Origin of the sequence: Pseudomonas sp. NPDC087342 (assembly GCF_044744265.1) — a bacterium.
In the GTDB taxonomy this organism is placed as follows: domain Bacteria; phylum Pseudomonadota; class Gammaproteobacteria; order Pseudomonadales; family Pseudomonadaceae; genus Aquipseudomonas; species Aquipseudomonas nunensis.
This window is the reverse complement of record NZ_JBIUXZ010000001.1, coordinates 92,648-116,277: the sequence shown is the minus strand read 5'-3', so window position 1 is coordinate 116,277 and position 23,630 is coordinate 92,648. Positions and strand designations below refer to the sequence as shown.

General features: G+C 55.3%; 17 protein-coding genes. 5 read left to right on the top strand and 12 right to left on the bottom strand.

Features of this window, described 5'->3' with window-relative positions; translation table 11 throughout:
* Positions 1-20: 20 nt before the first annotated feature.
* Positions 21-1,241: a helix-turn-helix domain-containing protein gene (locus ACIOYV_RS00575; RefSeq protein WP_401319898.1), complete on the bottom strand. Its 1,221-nt coding sequence runs from the start codon at positions 1,239-1,241 to the stop codon at positions 21-23.
* 353 nt (positions 1,242-1,594) lie between these two features.
* On the opposite strand from ACIOYV_RS00575, the gene ACIOYV_RS00570 reads away from it, so the two are divergent.
* The 4 genes from ACIOYV_RS00570 to ACIOYV_RS00555 all read left to right on the top strand — a co-directional run bounded on the left by ACIOYV_RS00570 (position 1,595) and on the right by ACIOYV_RS00555 (position 6,111).
* The gene (locus ACIOYV_RS00570) at positions 1,595-4,189 is read left to right on the top strand and encodes an EAL domain-containing protein (RefSeq protein ID WP_401322530.1); all 2,595 of its coding nucleotides are present in this window, start codon (positions 1,595-1,597) and stop codon (positions 4,187-4,189) included.
* A 160-nt stretch (positions 4,190-4,349) separates the two neighbouring features.
* Positions 4,350-4,727 (top strand): low affinity iron permease family protein, encoded by a 378-nt coding sequence (locus ACIOYV_RS00565; RefSeq protein ID WP_054055276.1) that lies wholly within the window; start codon positions 4,350-4,352, stop codon positions 4,725-4,727.
* A gap of 93 nt (positions 4,728-4,820) precedes the next feature.
* Complete coding sequence (locus tag ACIOYV_RS00560; protein WP_401319896.1) at positions 4,821-5,843, top strand: AbrB family transcriptional regulator; 1,023 nt, start codon at positions 4,821-4,823, stop codon at positions 5,841-5,843.
* A gap of 61 nt (positions 5,844-5,904) precedes the next feature.
* Positions 5,905-6,111, top strand: a complete 207-nt coding sequence (locus ACIOYV_RS00555) for a hypothetical protein (protein WP_265039392.1) — start codon at positions 5,905-5,907, stop codon at positions 6,109-6,111.
* Between the two features lie 551 nt (positions 6,112-6,662).
* Here the strand turns inward: ACIOYV_RS00555 and katG are convergent.
* The 6 genes from katG to ACIOYV_RS00525 form a co-directional block, all read right to left on the bottom strand.
* Positions 6,663-8,918, bottom strand: a complete 2,256-nt coding sequence (gene katG, locus ACIOYV_RS00550; protein ID WP_265039394.1) for a catalase/peroxidase HPI — start codon at positions 8,916-8,918, stop codon at positions 6,663-6,665.
* A 386-nt stretch (positions 8,919-9,304) separates the two neighbouring features.
* Positions 9,305-10,156: a TylF/MycF/NovP-related O-methyltransferase gene (locus ACIOYV_RS00545; protein WP_401319893.1), complete on the bottom strand. Its 852-nt coding sequence runs from the start codon at positions 10,154-10,156 to the stop codon at positions 9,305-9,307.
* A 194-nt stretch (positions 10,157-10,350) separates the two neighbouring features.
* On the bottom strand, positions 10,351-11,418 hold the full coding sequence (locus tag ACIOYV_RS00540) for an NAD(P)-dependent alcohol dehydrogenase (RefSeq protein WP_401319890.1): 1,068 nt from the start codon (positions 11,416-11,418) through the stop codon (positions 10,351-10,353).
* Between the two features lie 216 nt (positions 11,419-11,634).
* Positions 11,635-13,749 (bottom strand): EAL domain-containing protein, encoded by a 2,115-nt coding sequence (locus ACIOYV_RS00535; RefSeq protein WP_401319887.1) that lies wholly within the window; start codon positions 13,747-13,749, stop codon positions 11,635-11,637.
* Positions 13,750-13,758: 9 nt separating this feature from the next.
* Positions 13,759-14,148, bottom strand: coding sequence for a response regulator (locus tag ACIOYV_RS00530; protein ID WP_054055281.1), 390 nt, complete (start codon positions 14,146-14,148; stop codon positions 13,759-13,761).
* The gene (locus ACIOYV_RS00525; protein ID WP_401319884.1) at positions 14,133-15,863 is read right to left on the bottom strand and encodes a PAS domain-containing sensor histidine kinase; all 1,731 of its coding nucleotides are present in this window, start codon (positions 15,861-15,863) and stop codon (positions 14,133-14,135) included. The genes ACIOYV_RS00530 and ACIOYV_RS00525 overlap by 16 nt, the downstream gene beginning before the upstream one ends.
* A 303-nt stretch (positions 15,864-16,166) precedes the next feature.
* On the opposite strand from ACIOYV_RS00525, the gene ACIOYV_RS00520 reads away from it, so the two are divergent.
* Complete coding sequence (locus tag ACIOYV_RS00520; RefSeq protein WP_290029171.1) at positions 16,167-16,415, top strand: hypothetical protein; 249 nt, start codon at positions 16,167-16,169, stop codon at positions 16,413-16,415.
* A 160-nt stretch (positions 16,416-16,575) separates the two neighbouring features.
* Here ACIOYV_RS00520 and ACIOYV_RS00515 read toward each other — a convergent pair whose 3' ends face one another.
* The 5 genes from ACIOYV_RS00515 to ACIOYV_RS00495 all read right to left on the bottom strand — a co-directional run bounded on the left by ACIOYV_RS00515 (position 16,576) and on the right by ACIOYV_RS00495 (position 23,066).
* On the bottom strand, positions 16,576-17,853 hold the full coding sequence (locus tag ACIOYV_RS00515) for a DUF1479 domain-containing protein (RefSeq protein ID WP_401319882.1): 1,278 nt from the start codon (positions 17,851-17,853) through the stop codon (positions 16,576-16,578).
* A gap of 148 nt (positions 17,854-18,001) precedes the next feature.
* Positions 18,002-18,874 carry a helix-turn-helix domain-containing protein gene (locus ACIOYV_RS00510; protein ID WP_401319880.1) on the bottom strand — a complete coding sequence of 291 codons (873 nt, stop codon included), beginning with the start codon at positions 18,872-18,874 and terminating at the stop codon, positions 18,002-18,004.
* A 213-nt stretch (positions 18,875-19,087) separates the two neighbouring features.
* On the bottom strand, positions 19,088-19,399 hold the full coding sequence (locus ACIOYV_RS00505; protein WP_401319878.1) for a DUF6124 family protein: 312 nt from the start codon (positions 19,397-19,399) through the stop codon (positions 19,088-19,090).
* Between the two features lie 311 nt (positions 19,400-19,710).
* On the bottom strand, positions 19,711-20,112 hold the full coding sequence (locus ACIOYV_RS00500; protein WP_401319875.1) for a hypothetical protein: 402 nt from the start codon (positions 20,110-20,112) through the stop codon (positions 19,711-19,713).
* A 44-nt stretch (positions 20,113-20,156) separates the two neighbouring features.
* Positions 20,157-23,066 (bottom strand): TrlF family AAA-like ATPase, encoded by a 2,910-nt coding sequence (locus tag ACIOYV_RS00495; protein ID WP_401319873.1) that lies wholly within the window; start codon positions 23,064-23,066, stop codon positions 20,157-20,159.
* Positions 23,067-23,630: the final 564 nt, after the last annotated feature.

The window sequence follows — 23,630 nt, the reverse complement described above, 5'->3', positions numbered from 1 at the left end:
CACGGGTTGGTGAGGTGATCCTAATCACTGGGCAGCGGCGCCGTGAGTAACAAAGTCGTCGCGAAACCGGGCACCGGCGGAGTCATCCAGCGCCGCGCCCGGCCACGTCCGAATGACTGCACCTTGTCTTCCGCCGCCAGCGTATCGAGTGCCCGTTGCACGCTGCGCTGACTGGTGCCGAGCGCCAGCGCAAGGGCGGAGCTCGACCACGACTCGCCATCGGCAAGGAACGCAAACAGCGTCGCGTATTTCTCCTCGACAGGCTGCGCCAATAGGACGACGTCGCTTTCACCGCGCACCACCAACGCAAAACCGCGCGAGGTGGCGGTCATGCTGGCCAGGGGTTCCAGCGCCGCACGTAAGCGTCCGACTTCGACGCGCAAACGGGCGCGATGGGACTCATCGCCAAGCTTCAAGCGAAAGGCCCGGGCGATCAGCGATTCTCTCGACACATCGCCCGGCCAGGCTTCGGCCAGCGCCCGGACGATAGCGAACAGCACCGGCCGTGAAGCCAGGGACACCGACATGCCAGCACCGCGCACGCTGTAGCGGCAGGCGTCCACCACCAGCGATGTCGAGGCGAGCAGCGCCTCAACTTCCGCCAGCAACACCGGTCGCGCCTGGCCATGGGCAATCAACCGCGCGACGGGCGTGTCGAGGACCAGCGTAGCGTGCTCGACTTCGGCAGTCAGTGCCGGTATCGCGGCATCCCGGGCGGCCGCTTCGGCTCGGGTCAAGGCCGCACGTGCCGTGTTCGATTGCAGGCGCCGCATCGCGATCCCGGCCACCACCAGTTCATGCACCGCACGCAGGGCTGGCGGCAACGGCGCGGGGTCGAGTTCGGCAAGTGTGTGCTGCGCTTCATCCAGGCGTCCGATCAGCAGCAGACGCCGAATCTCCAGATACCGCGCATGAGCGGCATTAACGAAATCGCCGTGGGCCTCAAGCGTCAGCCGTGCCGCGTCGAGCTTCTTGACCGGCCAACCTAGGTCCCGTGACGCCAACGCGATCTCGGCCTCGGCGACCACACATCGCGCTCGCGCCAACGCCTCTTTTGGCCCGAACGCCCGCGCCGCCCGCTGCACCAGTGTCCGTGCTCGCAGCAGATCGCCGAGCTGCGCCATCGCGATACCCCGCAGGGCCAGCGCCGCCGCGTCGTCGCGCAAGGCGATGCGGTTCAGCGCACCGAGGGGATCACCCGCCGCCAGTGCCCGCGCTGCTGCGGTGATCAGCGAATCCATTTGAATCGCGCCACAGTGGTCACTCCTGCCGGTTGATGCACCGTGTTGAGTCTATCTCAGGATGACGGACCTCGAATTGATCCGGGGTTTGTGGTGGCTGGGTGGGCCTCTTCGCGGGCAAGCCTCGCTCCTACGAGGAGTAGAAGATCCCTTGTAGGAGCGAGGCTTGCCCGCGAAGGCGCCAGATCAGCCACCGCAAAACCCAACGATCCCAACGCTCTCCCCCACGCGACCTATACTCACGCCCATAGAGTCATCACCGACCGTCGCAAATGACTGGATCGCCGGGCAGCCTGACCAGTGCATCAACCAAGGCTGCCCACCCGCCGCGACAATGGATCAAGGACGAGTGCATGGATGTCTCAGCCTATACGGCCCCCGCTCCCACGCGACAAAACCTTGTAACCCGACGCCTGGCTTTTGCGATGGCGATTCTGTTTATCGTCGGCGTGTGCATGGTGGTCGGCGCGCTGTTCAGCATCGCCACCGGCCTCGACGCCGAAGACATCAACGACACCCGCTTCTACACCGCCCGTGCGCTGGAAAACCGCATCACCGCGTCAAAAAACTACATCACCAGTTACGCCTTCTGGACCTCCGCCTATGACCATTTGAACGGTGAAGTGGACACTGACTGGGCGTACACCCAGCAAAACATGGGTAAAACCATGTTCAGCAGCGATGGCTACGAGGGCGTGTTCGTGCTCGATCGGGCGCGCACAAAATACGCGGTGGTTCGCGGGCAATTGGTCCAAGAGGAATTTTCCAGTTACCTGACGGCGTCTGCCGCCGCGTTGATCGAGCAGGTCCAGAGCCAGGAGGAACTGACCAAACCGGTGAGCCTGTACACGATGTTCGAGGGAGCGCCCGCGTTGTTGACCGCCGAGGCGATCATGCCGAATGACGAGCGTCCGATTGAAGATCCGAAAACCACGTCAGTGCTCGTGTTCGTCGATCAACTGAGCACGGCCAAACTGCATGCCCTGGGCACCAGCTATGGCCTGGAAAATCTGAAACTCGCCCTCGATGGCTCCCTCGCCAAAAACCAGCAGCAAGTGCCACTGGACAGCACCGGCTACAGCCTGATCGCTGAACTCGATCGGCCCGGCAAGCATTTGTTGTGGTCGTTGTTGCCAACCTTGGGTGGGACCTTGGTGTTGCTGATGTTGCTGACCGCGTATTTCTTCCGCTATGCGCTGCGCTCGTCCCGATACGTCGACAGCAGTTATGAAGTGTTGCAAGCCTCCAACCAGGCGCTGGAAACCGCCAATCACGCTTTGGAGGCCAGTGAAGAGCGCTTTCGCGCGGTGGCGGAAGCGGCGTCCGACTGGATCTGGGAAATCGATCAGCGCCAGTTCATCACCTACTTGTCCGGACGCTTCAGCGCCGTCACGGGCTTCTCCGATCAACAATGGCTGGGACTGAACATCGAGCAACTGCTGTATTGCGACACCACACCGCTGCCCCTGTGGCTGAACAAACTGACCGAAGAAAACAGCGTCAGCGACCTGCGCTGCACCTACCGCGATCAGACCGGGGAACAGCGCTACTGCCGGGTGTCTGCGCGACCGATCTTCGACAACCAGCGCATCGTTGGTTACCGGGGCACCGCCAGCGACATCACCGATGAAGTCGCCGCCCACGCGCAAATCCAGCACCTGTCGATGCACGACGCGCTGACCGGATTGCCCAACCGCAACAAGCTTGCGCGTTACCTGGAAGAGGCCTTGCTGCTCAAGGAGCACTCGGCGCCGCTGACGTTATTGATGCTCGACCTGGACAACTTCAAACCGATCAACGATTCACTTGGCCATCCCGCCGGCGATGTGGTGTTGCAGGAAGTCGGCGCGCGTTTGCGCGAGTGCACCCGCGACCATGACATCGTGGCCAGGCTGGGCGGTGACGAGTTTGTCGTGGTGCTGCACAACATGGACAGCCGCAGCGAGGTCGACAAGTTCTGCTCTCGGCTGATCGAAAGCCTGCACCGGCCCATCCACTATGAACAGCATGCCCTGCATGTCGGCGCGAGCCTGGGCATCGCCCTCAGCCGACGCCTGGGTTATGTGCCCAGCGAACTGATTCGCTGTGCCGACATTGCCCTGTACAAAGCCAAGTCCGACGGTAAAAACACCTGGTGCTATTTCGAAGCGCACATGAGCGACCAGATCCAGCATCGTCGCCAACTGGAAAACGACCTGCGGCTGGCGGTGCAACGGCATGAGTTTGTGCTGCATTACCAGCCGCGCTACAAAGTGGACGGCAAGGAAATCGTCTCGGTTGAAGCGCTGGTCCGCTGGCAGCATCCGAGTCAAGGGCTGCTGGGGCCGGACTTGTTCATTCCGTTGGCCGAACAAACCGACCTGATCGTGCCGCTGGGCCGCTGGGTCCTGCGCGAGGCCTGTGAAACCGCGCTCACCTGGCCGGACGACCTCATGTTATCGGTCAACCTGTCCCCGGCCCAATTCGCCCGCAGCGACGTGGTCGAGGATGTCCGCGAGGTGCTGGTCGAAACGCGCTTCCCGGCCAGCCGCCTCGAACTGGAGATCACCGAAAACGTGATGCTCAACGACATCGACGGCGCCCTCACCACCATGAATGCCCTTAAGGAACTCGGTGTGCGCTTGAACATGGACGACTTCGGCACCGGCTATTCCTCACTGGGCTACCTGCGCGCCTACCCGTTCGATGGCATCAAAATCGACAAACGCTTCATCGCCTCGATGGGCAGCGGAGGCAACGACCGCGCCGTGGTCCAGGCGATCATCGGCCTGGGCAAAGCCATGGGCCTGACCGTCACCGCCGAAGGCGTCGAAACCGAAGAGCAACTGAACATCCTCCGCGCCGATCAATGCCACGAAGTGCAAGGCTTCTACATGAGCCGCCCGATCGACAAACAAGCTTTCAGCCAACTGCTCAGCCAGTCCCGCCCCACACCTCCCCCTCTGTAGGAGCGAGGCTCGCCCGCGAAGAAGCCCTCAACACCACCACAACCCGCAAGCCAGACACCTCCACCCAAAAAACGACATTTCGTCGGACTATCTAAATGTAAAAAAGAATTTCAAGAACTCGCCGCAGTCCATGGTTCACCCACCCTCAGGAACCACGGCCATGAAATTCGCAAAATTCTGTCAATCCCTCTCCAACTGGGCCGGCAGCTCCAAAACCTTTCTGCTCGCCATCGCCCTGATCGGCATCTGGGCGTGCACCGGCCCGTACTTCCATTACAACGACACCTGGCAACTGATCATCAACACCTCGACCACCATCATCACCTTCCTGATGGTTTTCCTGATTCAAAACACCCAAAACCGCGACAACGACATTCTGCATTTGAAAATCGACGAGCTGCTTCGCGCCACCCACGAAGCGCAGAACGCGGCACTGTGCCTGGACAAGCTCGGGACCAAGGAACTACGCGCCCTGCGTGAGCAATACAGCACGATGGGGGAAAGCGCGTCGATGCAGATTCCGACGCCTGTGGAATAGGCGCAGCGCCTTTTGCTTGACGCTGCACGCGGATCAATGGGAGAAAGTGCATGGTTTGAAACATTGGGAAACAACTAGAATCAAGGAAGACTCATGAAAACCCTACTGTGTTTGCTCATCGCCACAGGGGTAGGTGCGGCGTTGCAATACGCCGGCGTGCCCCACGGCCTGTTGCTCGGTTCAATCCTCACGAGCGCACTGATCGCCAGCAACCTGCACTTTGCGCCGACCGTGCCTTTGGGCCTCGGCTATGTACAAGTCGTGCTCGGAATCGCCACCGGCCTGATGTTCAAGGCGTGGGATAGCCACACCGCCGCCGCGCTGCTGCCGAGCCTGGGCTTTCTGTTTGTGTGCCTGGCCGTGCAGATCAGCGTGGCCGGTTTCTGGCTGTTCCGGGTGTCTGGCTGGAACCTCAAGGACTCGCTGCTGGCCGTCTACCCCGGCGCCCTCGCGGCGGTGTTCGATTTGCTGGAGTCCGAACGGGCGTCCGGCAAAGTGATCGTCGTGCACCTGGTGCGGTTGCTGTCGATTACCGTGCTGGTCAGTTTTCTCATCCCCGCACAAACCAACCTGGTGATCGCCGAAGCCTCGCCGTTGCTTACGGGCACCGTGGTGATCGTTCTGTCGCTGATCGCCTTGTGCATCGGCATCGGTCGCGTGCTCCTGCGCATCGGCGTTCCGGCACCGTTCATGCTCACCGCTATCGTCGCCACCGGCGTCTACGTCAAGATGGGTTTCCTGCCGGACTTCCAGATGCCGCCCTGGAGCGTCAACTTTGCCACCGTCATCCTCGGCACGCTGATCGGTTCCAAATTCAAGGATATCTCCCTGGCGGATCTGGTCCGCCATGGACGCTCCGGCGTGATGTCCGTCTCGCTGATGGTGCTCATCGCCGCCGCGTTTGCAGTCCTCGCCTCACGAGTACTGGGCAGCGACCCGTTGTCGTTGTGGCTGGCCTACATGCCCGGCGCCATCGAAACCATCGCCATCGTCGCCTTCAGCGGCGGGCTGAATGTGGTGTTCATCCTGACCCATCACCTGGTACGCATGGTGATGCTGCACTTTGCTCCGGCAGTGCTGGTACAGGCGCGGCGCTGGCGCGAGAGTGAACTGTAGAAATCTCGAACTCTGGGCCTAACGGTGCCTCCAATGATTACGGTCAATGGAGGTATGCGAAATGAACGATGAATCGAAAGCAACGCCCACCGATGCATCCGGCAAACCGGTGAATGTGGTGGAACGCGATCTTGAGGATCGAGATGACGATACTCGAGGCGTGGATGAGGTGATTACACCCTCCTCGACTCGGGTTAAAGAGCAGGATGCGGAGGAGCTGCAGAAGAAGGTTGATGAGATTGAACGCAAGGTTGCGGATGGCAACTAGAGGAAGCCACCTGTGGCGAGGGAGCCTGCTCCCGCTGGGTTGCGTAGCGGCCCCCATTCGGTGACTCGGTTATTTCTGGCACACCGCAGCGCCTGAAGGGGGCGCTTCGCGCCCCAGCGGGAGCAAGCTCCCTCGCCACAGGGTTTTCTTCACGTCGGAGAAATCGTGGCAAGGACGCCAATCAAGATAGTCAGCACCAGAAACCCACCCAGGAAAATCGCCATCTTAGCCATAAGGCCTCCTACCACTTGAGTTTGCGGCGCAACAGGCGCAGTGAAGTGTGTTCACTTCAGGCGGCCGGGCCGGTGAGGCATTGTGGGACTCGGGCTGATCTGGTTACAGAGGCAGATGACGCTGGAAAATACGGATCAGATGACCGCATTCCGTGTAGGAGCGATGCTTGCTCGCGAAGGCGGCGGTACATCCAACATTGATGTTGACTGACATATCGCTTTCGCGGGCAAGCCTCGCTCCTACGGGGTTTGTGTAAATGCAGGGCAAAAAAAAGCCCGCTGACCGTTACCGGTTCAGCGGGCTGTTTGCTGCTTAGATCACTTCAAATCAAACCGATCAAGGTTCATCACCTTGACCCATGCCGCGACAAAGTCCTTAACAAACCGCTCCTTCGCATCGCTGCTGGCATACACCTCGGCCAACGCCCGCAACTGCGCGTGTGAGCCGAAGACCAGGTCAACCCGGGTCGCCGTCCACTTAACTGCGCCGGTTTTGCGATCCCGTCCTTCGAACTGCTCCTGCGCATCCGACGTCGGTTTCCACTCCACCCCCATGTCCAGCAGGTTGGTGAAGAAGTCGTTGGTCAGCGCTTCTGGTCGTTGGGTGAAGACGCCGTGCCTGGTTTGGCCGACGTTGGTGTTGAGCACTCGCAGCCCGCCGATCAATGCAGTCAGTTCTGGCGCGGTGAGGGTCAGTTGCTGGGCCTTGTCGATCAACAGGTGCTCGGCCGGTACGCTGTAGCGGGTTTTGAGGTAGTTGCGGAAGCCGTCGGCGATCGGTTCGAGGAAGCCGAACGATTCGACGTCGGTTTGCTCTTGCGACGCGTCCATCCGCCCCGGGGTAAACGGCACTGTCACGTTGTGGCCCGCGTTTTTCGCCGCTTGCTCAACGCCAGCGCTGCCGGCCAGCACGATCAGGTCGGCCAGGGAGATTTTCTTGCCGCCGTTGCTGAACTCGCGCTGGATGCCTTCAAGTTTCCCCAGCACGTTGGCCAATTGATCCGGCTGGTTGGCTTGCCAGGACTTCTGCGGTTCCAGACGCAGGCGTCCACCGTTGGCACCACCGCGTTTGTCGGAGCCACGGAAAGTCGAAGCCGCGGCCCAAGCGGTCGAGACCAGTTGCGAAACGCTCAGCCCCGAGGCAAGCACTTTACTCTTGAGTGCAGCGATATCGCTGTCGTTGACCACCTCGTGGTCGAGGTCCGGAATCGGATCCTGCCAGAGCAATTCTTCGGCGGGCATTTCCGGGCCGAGGTAGCGTGACAGCGGCCCCATGTCGCGGTGAATCAGCTTGAACCAGGCGCGGGCGAACGCGTCGGCGAGTTGGTCCGGGTTCTCAAGGAAGCGTCGGGAGATCGGCTCGTAGATCGGGTCGAAGCGCAGCGCCAGGTCCGAGGTCAGCATGGTGGGGTTACGCCGTTTCGACGGATCGAAAGCATCTGGAATGATGCCAGCGCCAGCACCGTTTTTCGGGGTCCACTGGTGCGCGCCTGCCGGGCTTTTGGTCAGTTCCCACTCGAAGCCGAACAGGTTTTCCAGGTAGTTGTTGCTCCACTTGGTTGGCGTGGTGGTCCAGGTCACTTCCAGGCCGCTGGTGATGGTGTCCGGCCCTTTGCCGGTGCCGAAACTGTTCTTCCAGCCGAAGCCCTGTTGTTCAAGTCCTGCCGCTTCCGGCTCTGCACCGACATTGTCGGCAGGTCCGGCGCCGTGGGTCTTGCCGAAGGCGTGGCCGCCGGCGATCAACGCCACGGTTTCTTCATCGTTCATGGCCATGCGGCCGAAAGTCTCGCGGATGTCCAAGGCAGACTTGACCGGGTCGGGCTCGCCTTCCGGGCCTTCAGGGTTGACGTAGATCAGGCCCATTTGCACAGCGGCCAACGGGTTCTCAAGGTTGCGGCCGTGGTCGGTACGGCTCTCCTCGTTTTTCCCCGGCTCGGCTACCAGAGGACCGTCGCCCGGCGCTTCCACGGGAGGATTTGCCTTGTCGTAGCGGGTGTCGCCGCCGAGCCACTTGGTTTCGGAACCCCAGTACACGTCTTCGTCCGGCTCCCAAACATCGGGACGACCACCAGAGAAACCAAAAGTCTTGAAGCCCATGGACTCCAGCGCCACGTTGCCGGTGAGGACAATCAGGTCCGCCCAGGAAATGTTCTGGCCATACTTCTGCTTGATCGGCCACAGCAGCCGCCGCGCCTTGTCGAGGCTGACGTTGTCCGGCCAACTGTTGAGCGGCGCAAAGCGTTGCTGACCCGAACCCGCCCCGCCGCGCCCATCACCGGTGCGATACGTACCGGCCGCGTGCCAGGCCATACGAATAAAGAACGGCCCGTAGTGACCGAAGTCCGCCGGCCACCAGTCTTGCGAGTCGGTCATCAGCGCATTCAAGTCCGCTTTGACCGCCGCAAAATCCAGTTTTTTAAACGCCTCGGCATAGTTGAAGCCCTCGTCCAGGGGATCGGACAGGGACGAGTGCTGGTGCAGGATCTTCAGGTTCAGTTGATTCGGCCACCAGTCGCGGTTCGTCGTGCCACCGCCAGCGGCGTGATTGAACGGGCATTTCGATTCAGTTGCCATGTAAGAGCTACCTTTGGTCGTGTTCATCCAGCTACCCGGCCCGACGGGCCTGCAATAGCAATGAGTGAAATCAAGGACATAGGCTGCTGGGCCAGGCAGTTCGATCAACTACCCCATATGGCCACACGGGAATTCCAGAAATGGGCGATCGATTCGCCAGCACGCGGGCCCACGGCAAGCCTGTGACTCTTTCTTATCTCGTTATCAGGGTATTAAGCGGCCAGCATGCGCTGGCGCAACGGTAAGACTAGACCGTCTGGAGGGGACTGCTAATAGGCGCAGTGTTAGGGCGTGATAGGGAGAATCTTTTGTACGTCGGGATAGGGGATGCGCGGGTCATCGATCCCGTCGCGCTACAGGGTTTCCATAGCGCAACGGTGATGCCGTCATGGCTTGATCAAAAGCCCCTGCCCCGTCGGCAGACTGGCGATCGCAATGTTCCTGTTTGCAGCCCACTCGTCCATCCCGTCCTTTTGCGGTTGATAGCCAAAGAACGCGTAGTCATCCAGCAAAACGATCGCGCCCGGCACCAGGCGATCCCATAAAAATTCAAGGGCCGCGACTTCAGGCAACATGCAATTCATATCGATGTGCAAGTAAGCAATCTGGGTCGACTCAATCTGAGTCAGCGTGTCAGGGATCGAGCCCTGAATGATCCTCACATTCGACCATTCCGAGAAGTTGGCCCTGACCGCATCAATATTCGAGGTGTAAGTGCCGTCGCCGACCCACTTCTGGCTTTTACCCGAAACACCGCCCGTTTTCTCTTCGGCGGACAAAAACCGATCGTCGATACCCGAGTAAGTGTCCAGCAGATAAAACGTTTTGCCGGTGTAGTCCCAGTCCAGATCCGCCATGATCGCTGAACTTAGAAAACCGTAATTGACGCCACACTCGACAAAATCACCTGGGCGATTCGCGGCGGTACGTGCCGCCCACAGCCCCATGTGAACACGCCAATACCATTGATAGTCAGTGCCGGAGGCCTGAACGCCACGGTCATAAGCTGTGATGTAACGTGGGTCGCTCATGAAGTCGTGATTGTGCACGGTCCTCAATCCATCGAAATGGAATTCACCCCTGACTTTGGAAAGAAGCGGATCAGGACTGGGTTTATAAGGACGCCCTTCTCCCTGGCCCCAGTTCACATAATGAACGGCAGGATCGATGCCGGCCAATCGCACGTCAGGGTGTAAAACAAGGTATTGCTCAGCAGAAAAATCAATTGGCAAACTCATTCCATATCCTTGTCAGCCATTAAGTAGCTCCATTAGCCCGTGCAACACCATTTCATCGTCGACAGGCTCAGCGGGCCGATACTACAGTAGCCACGCGCCACCATCCATTCAGAAAATCCATAAAAAAAACCGCTGGACCGTGATGGCTCCAGCGGGTTTTTTCCTTATTTCAAGCAGGGTTGATTAACCCTCAATCAGGCAGCATTCGCTTCTTTCTTGAGGCTGCTCATATCAATCACAAACCGATACTTCACATCGCCCTTCAACATCCGGCCATAGGCTTCGTTGATGTCCTGAATGTTGATCATCTCGATATCCGAAACAATCCCGTGCTTGGCGCAGAAATCCAGCATGTCCTGGGTTTCCTGAATCCCGCCAATCAACGAACCGGCCAGGCTGCGGCGCTTGAAGATCAGGTTGAACACCGACGGCGATGGATGCGGACTGTCCGGCGCGCCGACCAGCGTCATCGTGCCATCGCGCTTGAGCAGGCCAAGGAACGCGTCCAGATCATGTGGCGCAGCAACGGTGTTGAGGATGAAATCCAGGGTGTTGGCAAACTTGGCCATCTCATCCGGATTCTTCGACACCACCACTTCATCGGCGCCCAGACGCAAACCGTCTTCACGCTTGTTCGGCGACGTGGTGAACAACACCACATGCGCGCCCATGGCATGCGCAATCTTCACCGCCATATGCCCCAGACCGCCGAGACCGACCACGCCGACTTTCTTGCCAGGACCAACCTTCCAGTGGTGCAGCGGCGAATACGTGGTGATGCCGGCGCAGAGCAGCGGCGCGACAGCAGCCAGATTGGCGTCACCGTGGGAGATGCGCAGAACGAACTTCTCCTTCACCACGATATTGTCCGAGTAACCGCCGAAGGTGTTCTCGCCGCCAAACACCGGGCCGTTGTAAGTGCCGGTGAAGCCACTTTCACAATATTGCTCTTCACCTTCCGCGCACGATGCGCAGCTCTGACAACTGTCGACCATGCAGCCAACGCCAGCCAGATCACCGACTTTAAACTTGCTGACGTTCGCGCCAACGGCGGTGACACGACCCACAATTTCATGGCCCGGCACCGACGGATACATCGTGTTGTGCCACTCGTTTTTTACGGTGTGCAGGTCGGAATGGCAGACGCCGCAATAGAGGATATCAATCTGCACATCATCAGCGCCCGGAGCGCGACGTTCGAAGGTGAAAGGCTTGAGCGAGTCCTTGGCGCCTTGCGCGGCATAGCTGTAAGTCTTGGTCATTGCGATCGCCTTTTGAGTCGGATGTTGAATACAAGAGGAGTAGCGTAGTTGCTGAATCGTTCAAGTGGATGACAGGAGCGGTCGATTGAGCGTCAACCGTCTGGGGGACTTGGCGGCTAAATGGCGCCGTGGTGCGTACAGGGTACGACTTGGGTGGGCCGGAGCGATGGTTGCATTCTGCTGAATTCTTGCCTGATCCCGCTGATATGGATCAGATCAGGTGAAGCACTGCTGCCCCTGCAGAAAAGACTCCAACTCCGTGACGGGCAGTGGCCGGCTGAACAGATAGCCTTGCACCTGATCACAACCGTTGGCCGTCAGGAACGCCAGTTGTTCGGGGGTCTCCACCCCTTCGGCGACCACTTGCAGGTTGAGGCTGTGGGCCAATTCGATGATGGTCCTGGCAATGGCCGCGTCCTGGGGGTTACTCGTCACTTCTCGGATGAAGGCGATGTCGATCTTGAGTTTGTCGATCGGAAACCGCCGCAGGTACGCGAGGCTTGAATAGCCGGTGCCAAAGTCGTCGATGGACACTTTGACCCCCAGTTGTTGCAGGGTCTGCAAGCTGGCGATGGTGTGCGCCGTGTTCTCCATCAGCGAGCTTTCCGTCAGCTCGATCTCAAGCCAGTGGGGTTCGATCTGATGATCGATCAGGGCCTGGCGGATGCTGGCGATCAGATCACCTTCGATGATCTGTTGGCCGGAAACGTTAACCGCCACCTGGAAAGCCCCTTTCCCGGCGCCTTGCCAATCGGCGATTTGCTTGCACACACGGGTAATCACCCAGTTGCCGACCTGGGTAATCAGCCCGAGGCTTTCCAGTATCGGTACGAACACCGCCGGCGAGACATTCGCCTGCCCCGGACGTGGCCAGCGCAACAGGGCTTCCAGCCCGCACACGCGGCCGTCGGCCAGGCCGATCTTGGGTTGGTAAAACAGCTCGAACGCCTGCTGCTTCACGGCCTCACGCAACGCGGTTTCCATCGATTGTCGCGCCGAGGCCTCTTCATTCATTTGCGCCGTGTAGAACCGATAAGTATCCCGGCCAATCTTCTTCGCCCGGTGCATGGCGGTGTTCGCGTGCTTGATCAACCCGTGTGCGTCGTCCCCGTCATCCGGGTACAGGGCAATGCCAATGCTGGCGGTCATCGCGGTTGATTGACCACCGAGCTGAAAAGGCTCGCGCAGTGTTTCGCGTATGCGCTCGACGGTTTGCAGCGGGTCCACCTGGCCCTCGCGAATCATCAGGATCAACGCAAATTCGTCACCGTCCATGCGCCCCAGTGTGTCACTCACATTCAGGCAGTTGGTCAGTCGCTGGCCCAACTCCGCCAGCATTCGATCGCCCAGCAGGTGGCCCCAGGTTTCGTTGACGCTGCTGAAGTCGTCCAGGTCGACGGTCACCACCGCCAGTTGCCAATGACTGAGCGACGCCTGGGTCAGCCCCATTTGCAAGGTGGTGAAGAATAGTTTGCGATTGGGCAGCCCGGTCAACGTGTCGTAATGGGCCATTTTCAGCATGCGCTGATCGTTTTCCTTGCGCTGCGTGATGTCCCGCGCGATGCCGACGATGATCCAGTCATCCCCGGTCTTAAAGGCTTGGCGGTGGATTTCTACCGGCAGGAAACTGCCGTCCTTGCAGCGGATCTGCGTTTCCGTGGCTTCGATGGGGCCTCGGCCGGCGATGATCTGGTCGTACAAATCCTCCAGCTCTTCGGTGGAGTCGTCACTGAGATCGGCCGGTGTCTTGCACAGGAGCTCTTGCGGGGTGTAGCCAAGCACTTGGCAGGCACGGCGGTTGAACTCGATCAGCCGCATGGTGCTGCGGTTGATCAGGAAAATCGCGTCACCCGACGCGTCCATCGCCGAACGAAAACGCTCGAGGTCGATGGTGCGCTGTTGCAGTTGCTCTTCCAGCATCAGACTGTGGCTTTTCAGGTAATCGCCAAACGCCTTGAGCCTCAGCAGGTTGCGCACCCGCAGCCACAACTCGGCGCTCTCCACCGGTTTGCTGAGGAAATCTTCGGCGCCCGCTTCCAGCCCGGAAATCCGCGCACTGTGCTCGCCGAGGGCGGACAGCATGATGATCGGGATGTTCGAGGTGGCTTTGTCCGTTTTCAGCTGGCGGGCGACTTCGAAACCATCCATGCCCGGCATCATGATATCGAGCAGGATCAAGTCCGGCGGTTGCTGCGCGACCATGAGCAGGGCTTCTTCGCCCGAACCCGCCGTTAACGTCTGATACCCCTGGTTCTGCAACAGGATCTGCAGCAATTTGCAGACATGCGGTTCATCGTCGACGATCAATAAAGTAGCGGCAATGTCGGACATGGAAAGAGCTCAAGTAGAGGGCTGTTGAGGCAGATTGTTTTGCAGCAACGTATCGATGACCCGGTAGAGCTCTTTGTAGCGTAACGGCTTGATGATGTAGGCATTGCAGCCCGCCAGGCGGGTTTTTTCCTCGTCTTCCTTCATGGCCATGGCGGTGAGCGCGATCACCGGGATCGCCGCTGTCAGCGCATCGCTCTTGAGCAGCGAGGTGGCCTTCAGGCCGTCCATTCCCGGCAACTGAATGTCCATGAGAATCAGCGCCGGCTGCCGCTCGCGCGCCAGTTTCAGGCCGGTTTCCGCATCGGTCGCGCACACGACACTGTGCCCGGCACTGGTGAGCAGCAGCCGGGCCAGACGCATGTTGGCGGCGTTGTCTTCGACGATCAGGATTTCAGCCACGGCGCCTCCACACTGGGGGAACGACGGATAGGCAACCACGCCACAAATCGGGCGCCCGTGCCTTCACGACTGGCCACGGCGACACTGCCGCCATGGAGTTCAGTCAGTTGCTTGACCATTGCCAAGCCTAGACCGGTGCCCTCGAATTTACGCGCCAGACTGCTATCGATCTGACTGAAGGCCCTGAATAACTTGTCCATATCGCTCTGGGCGATGCCGATGCCGGTGTCGCTGACACTCAGCTCCAGAAATTCCTCATAGTCGCTGTCCGCGAGCTGGAAGCCGTACGCTGGCCAGTCTCCCTCGATCGTGCCCACTTGAGCCCTTTCGACCTGGCGCACCGCCACGGTCACCACGTCGCCCGGTGCACTGAATTTCACGGCATTGGCCAACAGGTTGTAGATGATCTGTTTGGTCTTGCGCAGATCGAGTTCGAAGGTGCCAAGCTCGGTATCGGTTTCGAGCTTCAACTGGATGCGTTGCAGTGCGGCCTTCTCGCGCACGATCAACAAACTGTTGCTCAGCAGGCTTTGCAGTTCGACCGGCTCCAGCTCCAGCTCCATCATCCCGGCTTCGACCTTGGACAGGTCGAGGATGTCATTGATGAGCGACAGCAAGTGCTGGCCACTGGTGAAGATATCGCCGATGTACTCACGCTGGGTATCGGTCATATCACCGACCATGCCGTCCTTGAGCGCTTCGGAAAAACCGATGATGGCGTTCAGCGGCGTGCGCAGCTCATGGGACATGGTGGCGAGGAATTCGGACTTCATGTGGCTGGCGTGTTCAAGCTCGATATTCTTCTCTTCCAGCGTGCGATCGAAGCGCTTGCGCTCCGTCACATCCCGGGCGGCGGCGAACACGCCTTGCAGCTTGCGATCGCGATCATGAAAGGTCGCCGCGTTATAGGAAACGACAGTTTCGGTGCCATCGTAGGCGCGCACGGTGAGCTCGTAATCGCTGACTTTGTTTTCACTGAGTACGCGCTTGATCGCCGCGTCAGCACGGGCCGGGTCGGTGAAAAAATTCTTGCACGGCGCGCCAATCAATTCGTCCCGGGTCCGCCCCGTCAACGCCATCATTTGTTTGTTGACGTCGGTAATGATGCCCTGGGGATTGGTCATCATCAGGGCATCGATGTTCGACTCGATCAATGAGCGCGTATAAAACTGCTGGTCGCGCAGACGCTGATCCAGCAACGCCTGCGCGGCTTCTTCCTGCTTGCGCGCGGTGTTATCGGTGCCGATCAGCAGATAGCCGATGATGGTTTCAGTGCTGTCGCGCAACGAGGTGACCGACACCATCGCCGACAGCCGGCTGCCATCCTTGCGGATGTAGGTCAGCTCATAGATATCTTCAATACCTCGGGACGCCTTGAATACCAGCGCTTCGAACCCTGGCGTGATCGGTGTCTTGAGCTCAAGGCTGAGCGCCGCGGCGCGGGTAACCAATTCGTCGGCATCGGAAATGTCGGCCGGGGTGATTTTGTTGATCACGTCTTCCGACAGATAACCGAGCATGCGTTCGGCGCCGACATTGAAGATCTGAATGACGCCTTTTTCGTCGGTGGCGATACTGGAAAAGTAGGCACTGTTAAAGATGGCGTCTTGAAGGGCGCCGGTCTTGAGCAAGGTTTGTTGTCGACGAAACTCGGCAAGCTTCTCGGCGCGAGACTGGGGTTCGGTGGAAGGACGATCTACCGGCGGCGTGTCCATTGATTCGTTTCCCGTTAACTCGCGAATCTGACCGTGATGACGGTGCCGTAAAGCGAGCTTACGGAAATCGCCCAAATGAGCGACCAGAGGTTTTTACACGATAGCAGAGGTACTGCACGGAGGTTACGCAGGGAAGCTTTCGTCAGTCTTTCAGTTCACGGGCTTTGATGACTCAGCCCATCCCCTCCCCCCGACCTGTCTCGACGCATCAAAAAATTTGAACCGCTCCTGAACGCACTCGCCTAATGATTAGCTTGTGGACAATCCCACAGGCCATGTGCCAATACCGGCATGCTCCGAGAGGTGGTTAACGTGGCTAAAGACGAGAAGAAAAGCAAAGGCGAAGCATCGAAAGCCAGCAAGGATTTGAAGGACAAAAAGGCATCGCCGGCCAAGAAATCAGCGGCGGCCTCGGCTCTTTCTAAATCTTCCGAAAAGAAAGACAAGAAAAAAGACGCCGAACCAAAGAAATCGGCAAAAAAAGCTGACAGCAAGCCTGAAAAGGCCAAGAAATCAGAGAAGGCAGACAAGCCTGCTAAAAAGAAAAAATGACATCCGCCCTCTGCCAGGGCATTACGCCCTCTGTTTTAATACGGCGGAGTTGATCCACAGTCAATTGATCCGATGGATGTTGACGGGCACTGCAACGCAGCGCCCGTCGTTCTTCATGGTATCCGCAACGGCTTGGGGAAGGAGGTTGCGCCAGCTATGGTCATTTGGGGTCGTCCAACCCCAGTCCCGCACGGCCAATGGCGTTCAGGTTGTCTTGGGTAAACCGGTCCTTCCATGACATTTCATAATCTTCACGGGGGAAGTCATCGGGAGAAGCTCCCTTCTCGAATGCGCGGAAAACATCCTGGGCGTAACGCAGATTTTTAGGGCACATGGGTGCCGCAGGCACATACATGACGTTGCCCCAGCCTTGCTGATCGTCGACTGGTGCGACGCTATGAATCACATCGCAATGCCACCAGACAGAGTCGCCTGCCTGAATGTCAGGGATCGGTGTAAGACCTTCCACCAATAGCGAATGCCACTTTTGCGAAACCGGAAGAACTTTGCCCGGTGCGACGCCGCACAATTCGTCCTCAGGCACATCATCGAGCAAGGGCCGCAAAAGCATATAGGCCATGGCTTCAGGAATAGGCAAGGTGTGCAAAACACCTTGATCGGCCTTCATGTCCGAGAGCGCGGTCCACCCCTGGAAGGTGCGGAACGCCGAGCACTTGACCGTATCCTTGTAGGCATACTCATCGACTTCCGTGCGGAAGGCAGCATCCCATGGATCATAGGACTCAAATTCGTTGCTATAGATTTTGTCGAACACCTTCAGATAAGCCGGATGCAGCCAACGCTCCAGTGCGCCTGAGTCGGTATGGGGGCCCAGTCCTTTGGAATGGGTTCCCGGCGGGCGGCGACGGACGCGGTCAGGATAGAGTGCGTTGACATCGGGGTTGAACCAGGATTGGCCGTGGGAGTTTGTCTTCCACAAACGATTCAAGAACGACTGGGCCTTGCCCATCCTCTCGTCTTGACGCAGTTGCATCTGGGAACGAGACCAATAGATGGGAAAGATCTCGGGACGAGACGCCTCCAGGCTGCCAAAGAACTGGTCAGCCGGACCGCGATAAACACTGTCGAATTCATTCTTGTCCAGGTAATCCAGAAGTCCTTTATCCCACGCCAGTACTTGATCTCGGGGGAAGTGGTTTCTGATGACCACGCAGCCTCGGCGCTTGATCTGCGCTATCTGGTCCGCACTCACCTTTCCTTTTGCGATGTCATCAAATTCAAGTATTGGCCATCCCGAGCCAGTCCTTGCCTCCTGTTCTTTGATCGATGCGATCTCGGCGCAGATGAAATCGCTGACTTGGGCAAATAACGCTTCAACATCACCAATCTGGGCACGTAGCGTGCGCTTCATCTTGACGATGCTGTCCTGATAATTCTCTGGGAGTGCAGCGGATTCAAAGGCTTGATACTTACTCATGGCAGACCTGTAGTTTTTGTTTTTCATACAGGTATGGAAGCACCTCCTGCCACGGGAGCGGCAGTCGGGTTAGGCGCAAATTCCAATACTATTGTGGCGTCATGTTCGGACAGGAGTGGAGCATCAGACTGTGATCTACCGACCCGGACTATTGGAAAAGGTGACCATGCTGCCGCCGAAACTCCGACGGTGTCAGCCCCTTGAGCGCTTTGAATTGACGGTTGAACAACGCCTGAGAGGAATAGCCAACTTGCTCGGCGATGAGCGAAACAGTCGAATTACCCTGCATCAACAGGGCACACGCATAACCAATCCGCAAACGCACGATGTAATCCAGCGCAGTACAACGGGTGTGCTTGCGAAACATCCGGTGGAATGCCGACACACTCACGCATGCCATCTCTGCCAACGCTGGAATACTCAACGGGCGGGCATAATTGGAGTGCAGAAACTCCAGCACCCGGTGAATGCGATCATCCTCAACGATGCTTACCCTGCCATTCGATGGCTGTGCGGGAAGGATTCTGATGGCGTCGGCGTCGCATGACAATGTGTTAAGCACGACGAGAAGAGTAACCAGGCGCTCGGGGGGCTGCTGATTGACCATGGCCTCGATCATCGGCCGGACCTGGCGAGATGCTCGCTCACTGAACGTCAGCGCGTTTTGAGCGGCGATGAGTAGCGAACGAATCGATGCCATCTCCGGGAAGAGGTTCACCAGCGATTCAGCCCACGCCTCTGAAAACCAGATCACCAGAGCGATATGCGGTTGACCTGGCCGAATCAACTCAGCTGACGACCAGCTGTGGGGAACATTGGGCCCTACCAAAACGAGATCTCCGTCATCGTATGGAGCCACATCGCTGCTGATGTAGCGATGACCACGGCTGTTCAAGGTGAGCGTCAGCTCATACTCGGGATGATGGTGCCATTCAAAAGGAATGGCGTCGGCAAGCCTCCTGTTTAGCAGCGTCCAGGACGCGTTTGCTTGGGTAGGCACTTTCTCGAAACTGGCTTTCATGGCGATTTATTCTGCTTTTTTAGCCGACCAACACGCCACGATCGTATCACCAACCACTGCCAGGAAGCCCCCCGCCGCTGATCAGGCGCGGGAGTCGCCGACTTCAAATATCGAGCGACCCATGAGAGCCAAATCCCGTGTTACTAAAAAGCCCGTTGACCGTAATTGGGGCAGCGGGCTTTTTATTGCACAGGGAAAAAGTGATGCCCTCACCTACTCCTGTGGATCGACGTTATCCAGCACGCGATTCACAGACAGCTCTGCGAGGGCGATCATTTGTTCGATGCCCAAGGCTAGATTGCGTTTGGGACCGGAGAGGATGAAGGCGAGTTCGCTGGCCATTACACTTGCTGAGGCGAGGGTTTCGCTGGCGTGGACCAAGAGGGTTTCGTCCTTCGCATTGGGGACGGTGGTGAATAAGGGGTTGCGACGGCGTTCGGACATGGCGGGGTCGCGGGGTTCGGATGTCGGATCACCGTCAGTTTGGTCGTTTGAACCTGGGGGATTCGGAGTGTCTTTTATCATTGTGAAGCTCCTATGAAGTGAGCCTCTCCCTATTGCTACCACGCAAACTGGGAGACGGCTGTACACAGGGTGGTAGACCGGTCATAGGAACCCGGCAGGCCGAAGCCTCCCATGCACAGCCGCCACAAAGCAGCCAGCACAAAAAAACGCCCTGAGGCGTTCTGGGTCTATGAAGTATCCGGGCTACCACACCCGTTCGCTGAATTGGCAGCGACGGGTGGGAGGTTAGCGAGGTAGGTTGGGAAGTGCAAGTCCGACGCTAGGTAGGACGGATCCGTACGATCAAACCATCACGATTTAAAAATGACTAATCATTTATCGCAATTATTAAAAAGTTTTTTTAGTATTTCAGACTGCACCAGCGGATGAAACTCTTCATACATAGTGTTCAATCGAACATTATTTTTTTCAGCTGGCTTTGGTATTCGAAAATGTTTGACCACCAACCATTTAATATTCCTGCCAATTGAAACAACAGAGCTATCTAAAACGATCTCATCATCGACAACAAACCCGACCCCCTTGACGATTATATCAGGGCTCGAAGGTGGCACTGACTTAATATAAACAACATCACCCACCTTTAACGAACGAACGAATTGATGGAGTTCCGGTGCCTTTTCGACACCCCAACCTGGACCTGCAATAGCTTGTGAAATAAATTTAACGCTAACGTCTTCATCGTAGTACGCCCCAATTGCATAAATAGCCATGACTACCTCATAAAAAAGAAACCGGGGAAATCACCTAACCTAAATTAGGTTCGAAAACCGTATTTAAGCTCTCGTTCTTTGAAAGCTATTACCCCGCCCTCAAGAATTTCACACACATGCTGCCTTATACCCTTCCGCTTCAACATTCCACTTAACATTAGATCCTCATAAGACAACTCCAAACTTCCGCTGCAGTATTCAAACTTAAACTTTTCATTCTCAAGATTTGCTTGCTGTCCGGCTTGATTCGCAACAACTATACATTCGGAGTCCGCAGCGACGACCAAATTAGCATTGTGCGTCACCATAATAATTTGCCTTTTAGCTTTGCGCTCCCTAATAAAACAATTAAGCTGATCATAGATAGTTCTATTATCTAAGTTATCTTCAGGCTGATCGATCAATATAGGGTGAGACGCATTACTAAGATGAAGGATTAAATTCAACAAAACCAATCCTCTTTTACCCGGAGACATTTTAGCAATTTCATCTTCACGATACCTTACAACATAACCTATATACAAACAGTCGCTAAAAAGCCGCCTTGTAACATCCGACTCACTTACACCTTTACGTCTAGCAGGTATATCAGCATTAGGACGCAACAACCTTTTATCGACATCAACAATCCAATCAGAATAGTGTTCGACATCAAATTGATAGTCCCCCTTGACATCAACTAACGCCCCTACCAAGTTCGAAAGATTCCCTCGACCATCGAACAGCTTAGTAAATTCAGAGAATTTCTCACCTGCAAAACCAACCTCAGCATAAATTCTAATGCCTTCTTCAGGCTGATATTCAGGCTTCTCTACTTCCGAAGCATATTCTTTATACTTATTCACCAACTCTTTAAACTTGTCATGCAGTTCTCCTCGAACCTGCCCCCCCTCAAGTTTAAGTGCGTTTCGTTTAGACTCTATTTCCGCGACAGCCTTTAGTTTTAGCTCTTCAGCTCTCAGCTTGTTATTGCACAAATCAAGCTCACTTTGATCTTTCACTTTTTGCATCAACGGAAGCAATTCAACATCAACTGCTGCTATTTTTGCTTTTAAAACCTGAATCAGTTTAGGTTTATTACTCATTCGATGTTTGACTTCACTTTCAAAGTCTTTCAGGCTGTCGAGGACATGAGCATTAAGACTATCAAACAAACCATTCAAAAAGGTTGAGTCCGGGGACATATCGACATCAGCAACAATAGCATCTCGAAACGAGGTCATCATCGACGCCGAACGAACTGAGACAGAATCAAGAACTTGATCAGAACATAAAACTGCTGACTTAATAGCGGCCTCTCGACTTTCGAAGGTCTTTTTTCGCCTCGTCAATCTTAAAAACACTCTTTCCTGCTCAGGTGTAAAACCAGATTTCTCTCTTAGGAGCTGAATGGTCGAGGTAAGACTTTTTATTTCTTCTTCAATGGAAAGGCGGGTCCCAAATCCAGCCAAGTCCGTTCCGAGTTCAGCAAACTTCCCCCTGAGCTCAAAAATCTTACTGACCTGTTTATCAATTTCCGCATTCAGATCATGTATCAACTTTTCCTGCACCTTAGAAAAAATCTTATAATCTTCATTCTGCCAAAGAATTGATTTAACCAGTTCATTTAGCTGTTCTCGCCCATCCTCCTCTGCCAAATGATTGATATACAATTGAGGAATATAGGTTATTGGTTTTGAGTCGGTAGGTTCCGAAAGCTTGCTAATTTCGCCGTTTGACCACTGCACTTCAAAATCAACTCCTACAAGATCTTTGTAAGAAGTTGCTTTAGCGAGAACAATCTTCTCTGCCACCTCAACAGAGTTCACTGCTTTTGCAATATAATAAAGAAGCAGGGATTTTCCAGAGGATTTTCCACCTATAATAGTAGTCAAATCTGGATTTACATATTGCCACTCACTGGAAAATATCTTATCAGACGGATCAACGAATCTGACTTTTTCTATAGTTTGATAACTACTTTTCTGCTGAGGGCTCGAGTCCTGTATCCTTACTCTAGATATCGGATCATAAACAACTTGCCTCAACCCTTCAAAAGTTAAATCTGCTTTTATCCAAGTATGCCTTTCACCATCCGGCAAATACAGCTTATCGAAATCATGAGCATCAGACCCCCACAAGCAAGGTTTGACACTACCAAACTCCCTTATCTGCCTATCTTTATCGCCACCCCCCAACAAGAAATTAATGGTTCCTTTATTGGAAGAAAAGATAAAATGCGCTTGTTTTATTAAGTTTTTGCGCAACGAGTGGCCTTGCGAATTCCAATGAACATCACTCAAGTCTTCATCGGCAGGTAATCCAAGTAAAAATTTATCCTTTAATTGCGAGTTACCTTTTAACAAACGAATCAAGTCCTCTTCATCTACTGAAGCGTTCATCATACCAACAAAAAGAGGAGTGCCACTTTTCGAAAATGGAGGATGCTCATCTATAAGTCGGCGCCCCAGATTCTCAAGGTTAGATTTTGTAAGAGGTCTCTTTTCCGCTTGACTGCCAGTCGCAGAGTCAAAAGAAATCTGAATCTGAGAAACAAATTCAGAATAGATTAGATCAATTTCTAATTCATCCGACAAAATCACGTGATAATTTACTTTCCTATTCCACGCAAGATCGTTATTCTTCCCTATGATCAACTTGGTCAATCTAAACTCAATATTCACAAAAACGGCAATCTTGTTTATTTTTTCAATCTCTTCAAAAGAAAAAATAGATGCCATCTTAGCTGGGTCATTCAGATACTGTTCTTTTAGGATTTTATATCCCTCAGGTAGAAAATAGTCTGTAATCCCGATTGCCCTAATTTCATATTCAATAGCCTTCTTAAACAGTATTTTTACATATTCATCCCAATCATCACCAAACTTATTTTCTAAGACTGATGCCGGCGTGTGAACATGCAGGTCCCACTTCCGCCATTCGGAGCCTTTGGAAAATCTATTGTGCCCAGCCATATAATTCCCTCATATATCACGAATACACCGGATTCCAGTCGATGCTGCTTTTAACACTAACCCTGTACTATTTTCAGATTATCTAAATTTACGACCTGACACCGGCTTTGCTTAAAAGCTTGTCGAAAAAACCCATATATTTGAGTTTTCATATGAATATTCATTTCCACTCACCAGCCTTAAAAGCCACACCAAGGGTTTGGAAAACATTTGTTCATAACACGTACTTTCTCTTAGCCAATACTAGCAGCAACAATTGGATGGCGAAATGCCTTCACATAATGAAAATCAGGTAGATAGAGACTATTGGGGATAAAATCTGGCTCAATTAAGAAGCTTGCTTACGAAAATAAAATAGGCTGGGAATGTATCTATTTGATTTAACGCGTTTTTCTCAATCTGCACATCCCAATACTTTACTAGAGACTCCTCGAAAAAAGCATGCTAGAAAACCTATTCAGCCTCGACGTCAGCTAGCCAACTATGAAACATCTGCAGTTCCGTAATAGCGACTTATACGTTGTAATTCTCGCCCACAAAAAGCCCACTGACCATCACCGGCTC

Coding starts and splice junctions, on each gene's coding strand:
- ACIOYV_RS00575 (WP_401319898.1), bottom strand. CDS start 1,241: ATGGATTCGCTGATCACCGCAGCAGCGCGGGCACTGGCGGCGGGTGAT.
- ACIOYV_RS00570 (WP_401322530.1), top strand. CDS start 1,595: ATGGATGTCTCAGCCTATACGGCCCCCGCTCCCACGCGACAAAACCTT.
- ACIOYV_RS00555 (WP_265039392.1), top strand. CDS start 5,905: ATGAACGATGAATCGAAAGCAACGCCCACCGATGCATCCGGCAAACCG.
- ACIOYV_RS00525 (WP_401319884.1), bottom strand. CDS start 15,863: ATGGACACGCCGCCGGTAGATCGTCCTTCCACCGAACCCCAGTCTCGC.
- ACIOYV_RS00560 (WP_401319896.1), top strand. CDS start 4,821: ATGAAAACCCTACTGTGTTTGCTCATCGCCACAGGGGTAGGTGCGGCG.
- ACIOYV_RS00515 (WP_401319882.1), bottom strand. CDS start 17,853: ATGAGTAAGTATCAAGCCTTTGAATCCGCTGCACTCCCAGAGAATTAT.
- ACIOYV_RS00505 (WP_401319878.1), bottom strand. CDS start 19,399: ATGATAAAAGACACTCCGAATCCCCCAGGTTCAAACGACCAAACTGAC.
- ACIOYV_RS00565 (WP_054055276.1), top strand. CDS start 4,350: ATGAAATTCGCAAAATTCTGTCAATCCCTCTCCAACTGGGCCGGCAGC.
- ACIOYV_RS00495 (WP_401319873.1), bottom strand. CDS start 23,066: ATGGCTGGGCACAATAGATTTTCCAAAGGCTCCGAATGGCGGAAGTGG.
- ACIOYV_RS00540 (WP_401319890.1), bottom strand. CDS start 11,418: ATGACCAAGACTTACAGCTATGCCGCGCAAGGCGCCAAGGACTCGCTC.
- ACIOYV_RS00500 (WP_401319875.1), bottom strand. CDS start 20,112: ATGGCTATTTATGCAATTGGGGCGTACTACGATGAAGACGTTAGCGTT.
- ACIOYV_RS00535 (WP_401319887.1), bottom strand. CDS start 13,749: ATGTCCGACATTGCCGCTACTTTATTGATCGTCGACGATGAACCGCAT.
- ACIOYV_RS00510 (WP_401319880.1), bottom strand. CDS start 18,874: ATGAAAGCCAGTTTCGAGAAAGTGCCTACCCAAGCAAACGCGTCCTGG.
- katG (WP_265039394.1), bottom strand. CDS start 8,918: ATGGCAACTGAATCGAAATGCCCGTTCAATCACGCCGCTGGCGGTGGC.
- ACIOYV_RS00545 (WP_401319893.1), bottom strand. CDS start 10,156: ATGAGTTTGCCAATTGATTTTTCTGCTGAGCAATACCTTGTTTTACAC.